The sequence below is a fragment of the Olleya marilimosa CAM030 genome (assembly GCF_000518485.1).
Lineage (GTDB): Bacteria > Bacteroidota > Bacteroidia > Flavobacteriales > Flavobacteriaceae > Olleya > Olleya marilimosa.
The window spans coordinates 819,213-834,671 of sequence record NZ_JADR01000001.1 but is presented as its reverse complement, the minus strand read 5'-3'; the positions used below and the strand labels follow the sequence as shown (position 1 = coordinate 834,671).

Annotated in this window: 12 protein-coding genes and 1 other RNA gene; 6 read left to right on the top strand and 7 right to left on the bottom strand. The window is 30.6% G+C overall.

The window, feature by feature from the left end; all coding sequences use genetic code 11:
- Positions 1-3,833, bottom strand: a 3,833-nt coding sequence (locus M890_RS0104030; RefSeq protein WP_198018192.1) for an Ig-like domain-containing protein, incomplete at its 3' end; no start/stop codon positions are given.
- A 385-nt stretch (positions 3,834-4,218) separates the two neighbouring features.
- On the opposite strand from M890_RS0104030, the gene M890_RS0104025 reads away from it, so the two are divergent.
- The 4 genes from M890_RS0104025 (at position 4,219) to M890_RS0104010 (ending at position 8,346) form a co-directional block, all read left to right on the top strand.
- The gene (locus M890_RS0104025) at positions 4,219-4,707 is read left to right on the top strand and encodes a SixA phosphatase family protein (RefSeq protein ID WP_028282296.1); all 489 of its coding nucleotides are present in this window, start codon (positions 4,219-4,221) and stop codon (positions 4,705-4,707) included.
- Between the two features lie 40 nt (positions 4,708-4,747).
- Complete coding sequence (gene ppk1, locus M890_RS0104020) at positions 4,748-6,808, top strand: polyphosphate kinase 1 (RefSeq protein ID WP_028282295.1); 2,061 nt, start codon at positions 4,748-4,750, stop codon at positions 6,806-6,808.
- Positions 6,801-7,712 (top strand): Ppx/GppA phosphatase family protein, encoded by a 912-nt coding sequence (locus tag M890_RS0104015; RefSeq protein WP_028282294.1) that lies wholly within the window; start codon positions 6,801-6,803, stop codon positions 7,710-7,712. The genes ppk1 and M890_RS0104015 overlap by 8 nt, the downstream gene beginning before the upstream one ends.
- A gap of 97 nt (positions 7,713-7,809) precedes the next feature.
- Complete coding sequence (locus M890_RS0104010) at positions 7,810-8,346, top strand: porin family protein (protein ID WP_028282293.1); 537 nt, start codon at positions 7,810-7,812, stop codon at positions 8,344-8,346.
- 74 nt (positions 8,347-8,420) lie between these two features.
- Here the strand turns inward: M890_RS0104010 and miaE are convergent, their stop codons facing one another.
- The 3 genes from miaE to dnaX are packed head-to-tail and all read right to left on the bottom strand — an operon-like array spanning position 8,421 to position 11,287.
- Positions 8,421-9,002: a MiaE family protein gene (miaE, locus tag M890_RS0104005; protein WP_028282292.1), complete on the bottom strand. Its 582-nt coding sequence runs from the start codon at positions 9,000-9,002 to the stop codon at positions 8,421-8,423.
- A gap of 15 nt (positions 9,003-9,017) precedes the next feature.
- Positions 9,018-9,554 (bottom strand): hypothetical protein, encoded by a 537-nt coding sequence (locus M890_RS0104000; protein WP_028282291.1) that lies wholly within the window; start codon positions 9,552-9,554, stop codon positions 9,018-9,020.
- Between the two features lie 2 nt (positions 9,555-9,556).
- Positions 9,557-11,287, bottom strand: a complete 1,731-nt coding sequence (gene dnaX, locus M890_RS0103995) for a DNA polymerase III subunit gamma/tau (RefSeq protein ID WP_028282290.1) — start codon at positions 11,285-11,287, stop codon at positions 9,557-9,559.
- A gap of 159 nt (positions 11,288-11,446) precedes the next feature.
- On the opposite strand from dnaX, the gene rnpB reads away from it, so the two are divergent.
- An RNA gene (gene rnpB / locus M890_RS16355) (RNase P RNA component class A) lies at positions 11,447-11,754 on the top strand.
- Between the two features lie 36 nt (positions 11,755-11,790).
- Here rnpB and rsmD read toward each other — a convergent pair.
- Genes rsmD through M890_RS0103980 form a run of 3 tightly spaced genes read right to left on the bottom strand, consistent with a single transcriptional unit; the run spans position 11,791 to position 13,893 of the window.
- On the bottom strand, positions 11,791-12,348 hold the full coding sequence (rsmD, locus tag M890_RS0103990; RefSeq protein WP_028282289.1) for a 16S rRNA (guanine(966)-N(2))-methyltransferase RsmD: 558 nt from the start codon (positions 12,346-12,348) through the stop codon (positions 11,791-11,793).
- Complete coding sequence (locus M890_RS0103985) at positions 12,348-13,169, bottom strand: DUF3822 family protein (protein WP_028282288.1); 822 nt, start codon at positions 13,167-13,169, stop codon at positions 12,348-12,350. The genes rsmD and M890_RS0103985 overlap by 1 nt, the downstream gene beginning before the upstream one ends.
- Positions 13,153-13,893 (bottom strand): hypothetical protein, encoded by a 741-nt coding sequence (locus M890_RS0103980; protein ID WP_051437435.1) that lies wholly within the window; start codon positions 13,891-13,893, stop codon positions 13,153-13,155. The genes M890_RS0103985 and M890_RS0103980 overlap by 17 nt, the downstream gene beginning before the upstream one ends.
- Positions 13,894-14,015: 122 nt before the next feature.
- Between M890_RS0103980 and M890_RS0103975 the strand changes: the two genes are divergently transcribed.
- A complete protein-coding gene (locus tag M890_RS0103975; RefSeq protein WP_028282286.1) occupies positions 14,016-15,446 on the top strand; it encodes an ATP-dependent DNA helicase in 1,431 nt (476 codons plus the stop codon).
- Positions 15,447-15,459 lie beyond the last annotated feature (13 nt).

The following is a 15,459-nucleotide window of genomic DNA, read 5'->3' as shown; positions in this document are numbered from 1 at the left end:
CCTTCAGGAGTTGTAGCAGTATCAGCATTAGCAATAGGAGCTTCGTTTTCAGGACCACTTTCCGGTAAAACTTCGATATAAACAGTAGCAGTATCACAAGCCTCAGGATTACCATCATCACAGATAGTGTAAGTAAAGGTATCTTCACCAGTAAAACCAGCGTTAGGCGTATAGGTGTAATTACCAGCAGCATCAATAGTTACCGTACCATTAGATGGATTAGTATTAGCAGTTACTGTTTGGTTATCGCCTTCAAAATCTTCATCGTTAGTTAACACATTACCAGAGACTGGTTGTCCAACAAATGTGTTGTTTATGTCAGTGATGGCATCGGTACAATTAGAAAGAATTTCTGCTAATAAAGTAGTAGAACATTCATTAGCGTCTAATACTATTATAGAGTAATTGCCAGCTGCTAAATCATTTATAGTAGCGTTTGATGTATATGTTGTACCTCCATCAATAGAATACGTATAAGGTAATGAACCTCCAGAAACAGAAATAGTTATAGTACCAGTAGCTTCAGTAGAACATAAAATATTAGTTACAGAATCAATTGAGGCAGTTAAGACAGGTTGGTTAACTGTAATAACTTGAGTATGAGTTGTTGCTAAATTACAAGTATCTGTGGCAATCCATTCTCTTGTTATTGTTTGGTTACCAGTACAAATGTCTCCAACAATTTCCTCATTAAATGTAACTATGGCATCACCACAATTATCAGTCGCTGTTAAAATATGAGCATCAGGAATATTATTTCCATCTACTGTTGTATTAGTTGGTAAAGCCTCGACAAAAGTTGGAGGAGTAGTATCTTGAACATTTATTGTTAATGTTCTGATAGTTTCATTTCCACAATCATCAGTTGCTGTCCAAGTTCTTTCTAAAGTGTAAGTGTTTGGACAATCACCATCAGTTCTTATTTCGTTAAAAGTTACTGTTGCATTACTACAACTATCAGTAGCAGTAAGTACTTCAGGATCTTCTAAATCACTACATTCCAGTGTTATTTCATCAGTTATTGTACTAGGGTTAGTGTAATTGGAAATACAAGTAAACTCTATATTATGCTGTCTTAAATTACCTGATATATTAGCTTTTCTAGCAACAATCCCTACTCTAAATTTAAATGAGGCAGTATTTGTGTTTCTAGTAGTAATATTGGCTTGAGGATATATATTAGTAACACCTGTATACTCAGTTGTCCCTGCAGTTGCTACAATCCAAGGACCTTCTTCAGTAATAGTTAAATCTGTTGGATCATTTACCGTGTAGCTATTTGTAAATTGTGTCCAATTTACTTCACCAAAATTTGCATTTCCATCAATATCACTAAAAGTCGTATAAAATTCTGGTAAAGGTGTTGGTTGATTAGTTGTATTATCAATAAAATCTATTTGATATTCAGTGTAAGCTCTATCACCAATATTAGTTAAATTAAATGCGGTTTGAGGTCTAAATGAGTCTACACTACCATTACCATTATCATCTAATAAAGGTACTGTTGTATTTACTGTAGCAAGTATTGTTACTACAGCATCTACACCTGGAGATACGTTAGTAAATCTAAATTTTTCACCTTGTAAAAAGGTGTTGTTATTTCCATCTCCTAAAATTTCAGTATAATTTGAGAAACTTAAAACAGGCACACCAACGCAAGAGGGTTGATCATTATTATTGTCATTAGGAAAACCATCAAAAGTTGGACCAACAGTATCTTCAATTGTGAAAGTTGCTGTAGTTGAAGATGAATTTCCACAAGCGTCAGAAGCGGTAAAGGTAACCGTAGTAGATCCTGTTGTACCACAATCATCGCTAAAGTTATTATAATTATTTGACCATGTTACAGCACCACAATTATCGGTAGCAGTAGCACTACCATTGGTAGCTAACCAATTATTAAATGCAGCCTGACTATTTTGATCACATTGTACTGTAAAGTCAAAAGCATTTGTATCTATAACTGGAGCTGTAGTATCTTTGACTGTAATTATTTGAACATAATTAGCAATTGTACGTCCACAAGAATCAGTAAAATTCCAAGTATTAGTATAAGTACCTAAAGTTGGACAATTATTAGAAGGAACAAAATTACCTGAAGTTTTGATTGGAGTTAAACCTGGACACGATGATACAGGTGCTAACGCTTGTGCATTATTTAAAGCTGTTGGATTGTTACATTCTATTTCTCTGTCTAAAGCAGAAGCAGCAGTTACCCATGTTGCAGGAGCAGGTGCATTGATAGTTACAATTGTATTTAAAGAATTACCAATACCACACCCATTAACTCCATTATGACTACCACTAGTTAAATTTTTAGGATTTATTTGTCCAATGTAAGTGGCTACCAAATTAGAGTCAAACGTACCAGAACAATTATTTTGTAAATAATAACAATTATCGTTAACAGTTAAATTATAACTTAAACTAATAGATTGATTTGCTTCCAAAACTCCATTTGGAACCATAAAAGTTAAAATTCTGCTAGTGTTATTGTAAGTGTAAGTAATACCAGATGATAAACCCGTAATTGGAAGATTAAGTTCTGCTCCATTAGGTATTACTGTTGTTAATGATACACCATTAGCATTATCATTTCCAACGTTAGTTACATTTGCTGTATAGGTTATAGTTTGTGGACTATTTGTTGGTGTAATTAATGTTGGTGAAGCTGTAAAAATTGTCTGTAATTCTGGTTGATATATTTCAACAGAAAAACCTAAAACAAACAAACCATAGGTTTCTTGATTAGACGTTAATCTAAGAGTAGTAGAAGTCTGGTTATTAGTTAATAACGAATTACCAGGATTACTTAAAGGGAAAACAGCAGCATCAAAACCTAGGGTATTAGTACTTGCTGGATTCCTGTCAGTAAAATTATTTGCTCCATTACTTGGTCCTACAGTAATTCTACTATTAAAAAAGTTGTTAGAATCTCTTAATGGTGCAGATATATCAACAAATGTATTTGATGAATTTAATATTTGTAATCGGTCTCCAGTCAAAGATCTATCTCCTTCAAGCGCTCCAATAATAATGTCAGATTTTACATTACCATTTGGTACAGTTTGAAATCCAGAAATATTAATATCAAAATTATTTTGGCTACTAGTAACGTTAGCGTAACCATCAAAAAGTGTTATGTTTCTGGCTTTTAATTTGTCACTTTTATAGACCATTATCACCTGCCATCCACCAGATGTACCAGTGTTTGTGTTTTCATGTGATACTAAAAATCCAGTTTTAGCTTCTACATTGGCAACTTGATATTTACCAAAAGGGTTTCCTAAATTTTTAACACTATTAGTTATGTCCTTAACGCATACGTAAGGATCATTATTTATATGTGGATTTTGATTTTTACCTCTATATATTACCTCGTCTGCATTTATGGTAGTATATGTGGTTTGACCTGGAAGCATTAATTTTACATTGTTGTAATTCCAGTTTGGTTGATTTTCGGTTTCAATTCCAGCAACATCAATGCCTTTATCTGCAGCTGCCCAATACAATAGGACTTTTTCAATCTGTAAACAACTATCGTTTGGATATGGGTTGGTTAGATTGGCACTACTAGAGTTAAATGTACTAGCATCACTATCTATGTCAACATAAACGTTGTTCACAAAATCATGATTGTCCTGCTCTCCATTATAACTTCCTGTAGAAGTTCTGGACAACATGTTGTTACCAACCATCTTTACATCTCCATTAATAGAGGCGCTGTAACGAGGTGTAAACACTTTTTTTACTTGAGCTTGCAGACTAAAGCCAATTAAAAGGGATACTATAAATAATAACCTTTTTGTGTAATTTGTTTTCAATATTTTCAAAACTTATTAGTTTAATACTCTGTTTTTTAATCAAATAAAAATTTAAGGCAAGAAAATAGTAACCAATAAACTTATATTGGCATTATAGTTAAAAAGAGAATCGTTTGTTCTCATAACATAATTTTATTTTACTGCGTTAAATTTCATATTTTTAACTATTCATAAAAGCTAAAAAATTGCTACAGTTTAAGGGAGGTTTATCAAAAATGATAATTGTAGGTTTTTTATATTTACTCTATATTCAGGGATCAAAATTAATTAATAGCATAACAAAAGAAACACGATTTAAATATCAAATCAAATAAAAGTGTTATAGCACCTATAAAACCGATAAATGGTATTTTAAAAAACAATAAACGAATATTAAAGCACTTTAACGATAGTCATGAGCAAAATTATACAATTTATTAGACATGCCAAATCTTCATGGCAATTTAATGTTACAGATCACGATAGGCCATTAAAAAAAAGAGGTGTCAAAGATGCCAAATTGGTTTCTAATCATTTAAAAACTAATTTTTTAAAGCCAAATTTAATTTTATCTAGTACTGCAAACAGAGCAAAATCGACAGCAATGCTATTCGTCGATAATTTAAAGTTAAAAAACATTCATTTTGAGCAAAAAAAAGCACTCTATGACTTTTCTGGAGACTCAGTTTTAGAGGTCATAAAAAACTGTGATGATACTGTTGATGTTTTAATGATTTTTGGACACAACTATGCGTTGACTAATTTATGTAATTCTCTAGGAAATACAACCATTGACAACGTAACAACATCAGGTTTTGTGCAACTAGAATTTGAACAAAATTCTTGGAAAAACATAAAAAAAGGAATAACCACAAAAATTGTCTTCCCAAAACATTTAAAATAGACAATCTATTTAGATATATTTGTAGTAAATTTTGCTTTAAATGACTAACCATATTATAGATAATAAATACATAAACAGAGAGTTAAGTTGGCTACAGTTTAACCATCGAGTTTTACAAGAAGCAGCTGACGAGTCTGTACCTTTGATTGAACGATTACGTTTTTTAGGGATTTTTTCTAATAATTTAGACGAATTTTTTAAGGTTAGATACGCAACAGTTAAACGTATCGATTATGCTGGTAGAGCTGGAAAAAGCCAACTTGGTGGTATAAAAGCTTCTGACTTGTTGGAGATTATTACTAACATAGTTATAAAACATCAAACCGAAAGTTTAAAGATTTTAAGTGATATTCAAAAAAAGCTGGAAGCAGAAAATATCTTCATATTAAGAGAATCTAAAATTACAAAATCTCAAAAACAATACCTTAGAAAGTATTTTATTGAAAAAGTTAGTCCTGCATTAGTAACAATAGTTTTAAATACCGAAATTAAGTTACCTAATCTAAAGGATAGCGCAGCCTATCTTGCAGTTAATATGCATTTAAAAGATGGCGAAAATCAATACGCTTTAATAGAGATTTCTAAAAATATGGACCGTTTTATCGTGTTACCAAAAGTTGGTGATACTGATAATGTAATCTTGTTAGATGATTTACTTAGGCTGTTTTTAAACGATATTTTTAACATTTTTGAGTATAATAAAATTACTGCTCACATGATTAAAATCACTAGAGATGCTGAGTTAGATTTGGACAGTGATTTGTCCAAAAGTTACATGGAAAAAATCAGTGATGGAGTAAAAGAAAGACAAGAAGGTGAGCCAGTACGATTTGTTTATGATAAAACCATAGACAAAAAAACATTAGAGTTTTTAATGGACAAAATGGGTATTGATAATACGGATAGTATTATACCAGGTGGACGTTATCATAACCGAAGAGATTACATGGATTTTCCTAGTTTAGGACGTACTAATTTATTGTATGATAAAATAGTACCATTACCAGTTAAAGGTCTAAGTTTAGAGGGTAGTATCTTTGAAACAATAGCCAAAAAAGACTACTTACAATACGCTCCATATCATACATTTTCTTACGTTGTCAAGTTTTTAAGAGAGGCAGCTTTAGACCCTCAAGTTAGAGCTATTAAAATTACTATATATAGATTAGCACAAATTTCTCATGTAGCAAGTTCCTTAATAAACGCTGCTAAAAATGGTAAAAAAGTAATGGTCTCTATGGAGATTCGAGCACGTTTTGATGAGGAGGCTAATATTGCTTACGCAGAACAAATGCAACGTGAAGGTGTACAGTTAATCTTTGGTGTACAAGGTCTTAAAGTACATAGTAAAATGTGTATCATTGAAAGAGAAGAGGATAAAAAAATAAAGCGCTATGGCTTTATAAGTACAGGTAATTTTAATGAGTCTACAGCTAAAATATATACAGATTATACATTATTTACAGCTAATCAAAAAATATTAAAAGACGTCAATAAAGTGTTTAACTTTTTTGAAGTTAATTATAAAATATATAGATTTAAGCATATAATAACATCACCTCATTATACAAGAAACAAGTTTTTTAATCTTATTGATAGAGAAATTAACAATGTAAAAGAGGGTAAACCTGGTTACATTAAACTTAAAATGAATAGTATATCTAACTATCCAATGATAGATAAATTATACGAAGCAAGTCAAGCTGGAGTTAAAATACAAATGATTGTTCGTGGTATTTGTTGTTTGGTTCCAGGAGTAAAAGGAATAAGTGAAAATATAGAAGTAATAAGTATTGTCGATAAGTTTTTAGAGCATACAAGACTATACGTGTTTTGTAATAACAACAATCCATTGGTATATATATCGTCCGCAGACTTTATGACCAGAAATATAGAAAATAGGGTAGAAGTAAGCTGTCCTATTTATGATAATGATATCAAGGAGGAATTGATAGATACATTTCATATTTGTTGGAACGATAATGTTAAGGCTAGAATATTAAATAAAGCACAAAACAATACCTATAAACGTAACGATAAACCTAAATACAGATCTCAATTTGAAGCTTACACGTATTTAAAAAATAAATTAGATGCTTAAAATTCAAAAATATGCTGCTATAGACATTGGATCTAATGCTGTTAGATTATTAATATCTAATATTGTTGAAGAAAAAGGCAGTGACACAAGGTTTAAAAAAAGTTCGTTAGTAAGGGTTCCAGTACGTTTAGGTGCGGATGTTTTTATAAATGAAGAAATATCTGAAAACAACGTACATCGTATGCTGCAAACCATGCAAGCATTTAAATTGTTAATGGAAACTCATGGTGTAGTAAAGTATAAGGCTTGTGCTACATCTGCAATGCGAGAAGCAAATAACGGTAAAGATGTTGCAAAATTAATTAAGAAAAAAACCGGAATTCAAATTGATATTATTGAAGGTGAAGAAGAAGCAGCCATTATAGCAGCTACAGATTTACAATCTTATATTGATGTCAATAAAAACTATTTATATGTAGATGTAGGAGGTGGTAGTACTGAGTTTTCAGTTATAGTTAAAGGTGAAAAAATAGCCTCTAAATCATTTAAAATAGGTACAGTTAGACTATTAAATGATATGGTTAAAAAAGATGCTTGGATTGAGCTTGAACAATGGATAAAACAACAAACCACATCATACGATAAGATAGAGGTAATTGGCTCAGGTGGTAATATTAACAAGATATTTAAAGTGTCTGGTAAAGCTATGGGTAAACCGTTATCTTACTTTTATTTGACGTCTTATTACAATATGTTGCAAACCTATTCATATGAAGAACGTATCTCTATTTTAGATTTAAATCAAGATAGAGCAGATGTTATCATACCTGCTACACGTATTTATTTATCAGCAATGAAGTGGAGTGGAGCAAAGGATATTTACGTACCAAAAATTGGATTGGCAGACGGAATCATAAAAAGCATGTATAATGACACAGTTTCTAGCCATACAAAGTTAAAATAGTACACTTTATCTATTTATTACTTTCTATTACTTAAAAAAAAATTATATTTACTCTTACATAACTTAACTCAAAAAAACCAACTAAACTTTTCAAAATATGAAAAAAACTATTTTACTATTAACGTTTGTATTAGCATCTTTTTACGGATTTTCTCAAGACGCTTTGTATGGTGTAAGAGCTGGATACAATATTTCTAATTTAGATTTTGATCCTGAAGTTCCAACAGGTGTTGAAAATGCACATAGAAATGGATTTTTTATAGGATTTTTTGGAGAGTATAGTCTTTCTAAATCTTTTTCTTTTGCACCAGAAGTACAATTCTCTGCAGAAGGAGCAAAAGACCAAGAGCTACGTATTAACTACATTCAAGTACCATTATTTTTTAAATATAAAATTGGACAAAGTTTATCTATTGGTGTAGGTCCTCAAGCTAGTTTAAAAGGTCACTCTTATGAAGATGGATTACAAAACTTAGGTTTTTCTGCTTTAGGAGGATTAGAATATATGATTTCTGACGAGTTCTTTATTGACTTCAGATATTCTTACGGATTAACTAATGTTATTGATGATAACGCGATTGGTTTAGAAGCTAAAAACACAAATATGCAAATAGGTTTAGGAGTTAAATTCTAATTCCTGTATTAACAATATAAAAAAAGCCAATTCTATTAGAATTGGCTTTTTTTTATAGCTTTTAATTAATCATGTTAACCATGAATAGTTTCTTTTTTACTTAGATTAACCATTATTTCAGCTTCAAACTCAAGTAAATCATTCCACTTTTTATCGACTTCTTTACGGTCACCATATTGTCTTGCAAAACCTAAAAACATGGTGTAATGATTAGCTTCACTGACCATTAATTTACGGTAAAATTCTGCTAAAGATTTATCTTCCAATTCTTCAGACAACAATCTAAAGCGTTCGCAACTTCTAGCTTCAATTAAAGCAGCATAAAGTAATCTGTGGACTAATTGTGTTGTTCTACTTCCTCCTTTAGGAAAAAAGGTTATAAGCTGTAATACATAATCATCTTTACGGTCACGACCTAAAACCCATCCATTTTTTAAAATTAAATCATGGACCATTTTAAAATGGCTAATTTCTTCTTTAACTAAAGCAACCATTTCTTGAACCAAATCTGTATATTCAGGAAAACTAACTATTAACGATATTGCTGTACTTGTTGCTTTTTGCTCACAATAAGCATGATCTGTTAAAATATCTTCTATGTTTTTTTCTACAATATTAACCCATCTTGGATCGGTTGGTAATTTTAGTCCTAGCATAATATTATTAGTGTATTAACTTTGTCGTTTTATAGTATAATCGCCTGAGGTATTAATGGCTATACGGTAAGTATTACAGTCTTTTGTGTTTGGTATACAATGTGAGGCTATTAATTGTAGCGTGTTAGTTTGTAAAGATTTTAATTCATCTATATAAATTTCAGTATTTACATAATTGCTTTTGTTTTCTAATAAAAAGTCTTCGTTAATGTTATTTTTAAAAATAATTTTATCATTATTAAAAACTTCAATTTCCGAGATTACTTCTCTATAATACTGTTTAGACTTTATAGAATTTACTGAGGTGTATCCTAAAACAGAATGATTCATATCTGTATAGTTTTTAATTTTAACCCTAAAACCATTGCTTAAAATAGTATCAGTTGTTGTTTCAGTATAGTTCTCTGGAAAAAAGGTTACTTGTTTTTTAAACGTTTGGAATAGATTACTTTCTGATTGTTTTTGAGCATTTGTTTTTTTTACACGATCGCGTCCATCACAACTTAAAAAAGCAACAAGTACAGTAAATATTAAGACAACTAATTTATTCATGATTAAACATCTAAGTCAAAGATTTTACGTAATAGCTCTAAGTTAGGGTTTTTTTCTTTAAGCTTTTCGTATTTTTCAATTGGTGTATAAGCGTATTTGGTATCTAACTCTTCATTTACAGTTATATCCAAAGCAATGTCGTAGTTTTTTAAGTTTTTTCTTAAATAAGACATTAAGTCAAAGGATTGTCTTTCGACTTCAACTTTATTTGTTGAGTTTGGAAACGTCAATTTAATTGAAAAACCATCCTCTGCTAAAGTTGGTTTATCAATGGATAAGATTGAGGCTAGATTAAATTTACCTTCTTTTTCTATTTGGCTAACAAAAGCATTCCAAACCTCTGTTAATTCATCTTGGTTAAAAGGTTCTCTTGGTAAATTTTCTTCATCTACAACAACATCTAATTGTTTTATTTGATGTTCCTTTTTAGCTCTTATACTTTTTAAAGATAAACCAGAGGTCCTTTTTTTATTAGAAGCAAGCCCTTTGTCTAAAACAATTTTTGGTTTAGCAGGTTGTGGAGGGTTTTGTATTTCTGGCTTAGCAGTTGTACTATTTTGTTGAGTGGTTGCTGTGCTTTCAACTTGAACAGGTTTAACAACTTTAATAGGCTTAATGCCTATTTTTTTAAAGTATGAAGGTGGTATTATGAACCGACTACTATTTTTTTTTTCTCCATCAAAAGTGATAGAGGCAAGTTGCATAAGTGTTAGTTCTACCAACAATCGTTGGTTTTTACTGCTTTTATATTTCAAGTCGCAGTCATTGGCTAGATTAATCCCTTTGATTAGAAAGTCTTGTTCCGCTTTTTTAGACTGCTCTAAATATTTATTTTTAGTATCCTCACCAACTTCTAACAACTCAATAGTTGATGGATTTTTACAAACTAATAAATCTCTAAAATGAGAAGCTAATCCAGCTATGTAATGATGTCCATCAAACCCTTTTGCTAGCGTTTGATTAAATTGAATTAAAAGTTCTGGAATTTTATTTTCTAAAATGTAATCTGTACTTTCAAAATAGGTTTCGTAATCTAAAACATTTAGATTTTCTGTAACCGATTGTCGTGTTAAGTCTTTACCAGAAAAACTTACAACTCTATCAAAAATGGATAAAGCATCACGCATAGCTCCATCTGCTTTTTGAGCGATAATATGTAAAGCATCATCTTCAGCATTTATACCTTGCTCTTCAGCGATGTATTTTAAATAATTTTTAGCATCCTTAACAGTTATACGTTTGAAATCAAAAATTTGACAACGAGATAATATCGTTGGTATAATTTTATGCTTTTCGGTAGTTGCTAAAATAAAAATACAATGTTTTGGTGGCTCTTCTAATGTCTTTAAAAAAGCATTAAAAGCAGCTTGAGATAACATGTGGACCTCGTCAATAATATAGACTTTATATTTTCCAACTTGTGGTGGAATCCTAACTTGGTCTGTTAAGTTTCTGATATCGTCAACAGAGTTGTTTGAAGCAGCATCTAATTCAAAAATATTAAATGCGTAATCCTCTTCACCTGTTTCATTACCATCACTATTTATCATTTTAGCCAAAATACGAGCGCAACTAGTTTTACCAACACCTCTTGGTCCTGTAAAAAGTAAGGCTTGTGCTAAGTGATTGTTTTCAATAGCATTTAGTAAAGTGTTTGTAATAGCAGTCTGACCTACAACATCCTTAAAGGTTTGTGGTCTGTATTTTCTGGCTGATACTACAAAATGCTCCATGACTAAATTTTGAACAACAAATTTAAAAAATAGCAGGTTAAAAAGGAAGTCTTAACCTTGATTTTATTTATAGTTATCAACAAATTTAAAATTTTGGTAATGGTTAAAAGTATTTAAGGTTTCTAGTATTAAAAATGTATAATTTGTTGTAATTTTGCAGTAGTAAATCGCCTTATCGCTTTAAATTTATTTTAAAGAGGAAAGTCCGGACACCATAGTGTAATCATAGTGGCTAACAGCCATCCATCGAGAGGTGAGGAAAAGTGCAACAGAAAGTATGTACAGGTCATGCTGTAGTGAAACCAGGTAAACTCTATGAGGTGCAATACCATGTATACTAACGTTTGAGCGTACACGCGCGATTGTTAGAGGGTAGGTAGCTAAAGCGTGTTGGTAACAGCAAGCTCAGATAAATGATAAGGGCTCTTTAGGGAGTACAAAATCCGGCTTATAGATTTACTTATCTATAAAAAAAACCATCTATTTCTAGATGGTTTTTTTGTTTATTCTTCTTCATCTGAAGTTTCATTTTCAAAAAAGCTAAATACATTTCCTCCATAGCTTTTGGAACGTACAAACTGCTTTAAATTTGATAAGTCTGTATGCTTGGAATGTTCTATAATTAATAATCCTTCGGACTCTAAAAGGTTGTTTTCAAAAACAAGCTCTGGGATTTTAGAAAATGCTTCTTCTGTAAAATCGTATGGTGGATCTGCAAAAATGATTGTATGTTGTTGTTTTGTTTTTTCTAAAAATTTAAAAACATCACTTTTTATGGTTTGTATATCCATTTCAAAACTCTCCGCAGTATCGTTAATAAATTTTATACAACCATGGTCTTGGTCTACACACAAAATATCTTGGGTACCTCTAGAAGCAAACTCGTAACTTATGTTACCTGTTCCAGCAAATAAGTCTAGTACAGAAATATCATCAAAGTAAAATTGATTATTTAATATATTAAACAATGCTTCCTTAGCCATATCTGTTGTAGGCCTTACAGGTAGCTTTTTAGGTGCTGTAATTCGTCTTCCTTTAAATTGTCCTGATACAATGCGCATTATAAGCTTTTTAGTAAGGTGAAATATGAGTAGTTTGTCGTTGGTGTTTTTGTAAAATTATAGGTATCCATTCTATTTCCAAAAGAAACGTTTCGGATGTATTTATAAGTAATGCTATATAAATCATCTTCTTTATTAATTAATCCTAGCAAAACTAGTTGTAGCGTTTCTGGATTAAGCTGTAGTTGTTCTAAAGTAAATAAAAGATAATAAATGTAATCTTCTTTTGTGTGATATTCAAAGGTGTTGTAAAGTAGTAATGCACCTTGTTTAATGGCTATAATTTCAAAATTATTGGTATCTATGTTAACATAAACTTTTGTTATGCTAGAGTGTTTTTCAATAACTAATAGTTGCTCTATTAAAACTGTAGAAAAGTGTTTGTAAGTAAAACTACCATACTTGTCAAAGATATAGTTATTTACGTTAGTAAACGGAACGTAAATATTGACACTTTCATTGGTAATAATCTCATCAAAAGTAATAAAGTCGGTTTTTAAAATTTTGGTATTAAATTTTAAATAATCTGCTAAATACTCTTCTTTAAATAATGCTTTTGGTACTAAGGTTGACCAATCATTAACATGTATTATGTTTATAGAGGAGAAGCTATTGTTTAAAATATCTTCCGTATTAAAAAGATGTATTACTGCGTCTAGAAGTTCTGTTGGTGTTTTTTTTATTCCAAACACCTTAGATTTTAACTCTATTATAGTCTTTGTATCTGGATTTAAGACACAAAAAGAAAGTCCACTCAAACTAATTTGAATGGACAGTTCTAGGTTGGTTAAATGATTATATTCCTTATTCGTTTGAGCCATAAGTTTTAGGCCAGTTTCCGATTGTTTTAGCAGAACTCATAGATCCTACACGTAAAGCATCACCATTAACACCTTCAACAGATATTACTTGGTTTTCTTTAAGTACTAAATTTTTATCTTGGTCAAAAAGGATGTCATCTTTTTTAACAAAAGCTTCAAAAACAGGGATTTTATTACCATTTTCATCTTCAATCTCTCCTGCGTCCATTGTAAACTTAGTACCTTCTTTACCTACAGGTACATTCATCATTTGTTTATATCTGTCTGTACCTTTAAATAATCTTTCTTTAACAGATTCAAATCCAATAGTATCCGTAATAACAATATCTTTATAAGACGTTACACCACCATAAGCTTTAGTTCTTTCTTCATCAACTACACTAGAATCTCTTCTTTCAATGATTGTAAATTTACCATTTTCGATAAATTTAATTAAAGAGTCGTAACTTTTAGTAAACTTACCAGTTACAGTTCTGTGAGCTAATTGAGAATCTCTAATATCAATTAAACGGTTAATAGCTGCAGCATATCTTTTTTCTTTTAATTGATTGAATTTAATCTCACCATAAACAGAATTAAAAGTTAAATAGCCTAAGAAGATAATAAGGCCCCAAAGAGCAATTGTAATAATAGGTTTTGCTTTTGTTGGAACAAATTTATCAATAAGCCAAACAATTAAAATGGTTAATAGGATTGCTCCAATTATAATAAGTGCTAATTTCATAGTGATTTATTAAATTTAATTAAGGTCTGTGACAAATCTACAATTTTTTTTTATTCGTAAAAACCATTGTTGGTAAAAATGATTTATATATTTGATAAAAAGTTTTCAATCCACACTATTTAATGACCAGTTCGCAATTTTATTCCCTTATAAAACAGCATTTTCCGTTTAATCCGACGTCAAAACAAGATATTTTACTTTTACAACTTTCTGAGTTTATTTTAAATGATAAAGAAAATGGCGTCTTTTTATTAAAAGGGTATGCTGGTACTGGTAAAACTACCATTATTGGTACGATTGTGACCAATTTATGGCAAGCAAAAAAAAGTGCTGTTTTAATGGCTCCAACTGGACGAGCAGCAAAAGTTATCTCTAATTATTCTAAAAAAGAAGCCTTTACCATCCATAAAAAGATATATTTTCCTAAAAAGGAAAAAGGTGGTGGCGTAAAATTTGTTTTACAACCAAATAAGCATAAAGACACCATTTTTATAGTTGATGAGGCATCTATGATACCAGATTCACCTAGTGATTCTAAACTCTTCGAAAATGGTTCGTTATTAGACGACTTAATGCAATATGTTTATCAAGGTCATAGGTGTAAATTACTATTAATAGGTGATACTGCACAGTTGCCTCCAGTAAAATTAGATTTAAGTCCTGCGTTAGACGAGAACACCTTAAGTTTAAACTACAACAAATCTGTTACAAAAATGGAGTTGGATGAAGTAGTTAGACAAGGTGAAGACTCAGGAATATTAGAAAATGCAACCTTGTTAAGAGAGACCATTGCTGGAAGTTTTCATGACAGTTTTAAATTTAATTTAAAATCTTTTAAGGATATTGTTAGGTTAGTGGATGGTTATGAGATTATGGATGCTATAAATGACTCCTACAGTAATTTAGGATATGAAGAAACTAGTATTATAGTTAGAAGTAACAAACGTGCTAACCTATACAACCAACAAATACGTAGTCGTATTTTATTTAATGAAAACGAATTATCTGCAGGAGATTTTTTAATGGCTGTTAAAAACAATTACTTTTGGCTTAAGCCAACCTCTGAAGCTGGTTTTATTGCAAATGGTGATATTATTGAAGTTCTTGAAATTTTTAGCATAAAAGAATTATATGGTTTTAGATTTGCTGAAGTAAAAGTTAGAATGGTGGATTATCCTAAAATGATACCTTTTGAAACCGTTTTAATGTTAGATACCATAGAGGCAGAAACCCCATCTTTACCTTACGAAGACTCCAATAGATTATATCAAGAGGTCCAAAAAGACTATGAAGATGAAAGTAGTAACTATAAAAAATTTATGAAAATTAAAGGTAATAATTACTTTAATGCACTTCAAGTTAAATTCTCTTATGCTATTACATGTCATAAATCTCAAGGTGGACAATGGAATACCGTTTTTGTGGAACAACCTTATTTACCCAACGGAATTGATAAAGATTACTTAAGATGGCTATATACAGCTATAACTAGAGCAAAAGAAAAATTATATTTAATAGGTTTTAAAGACGATTTTTTTGAAGAAGACCATTAAATTATTATATTTT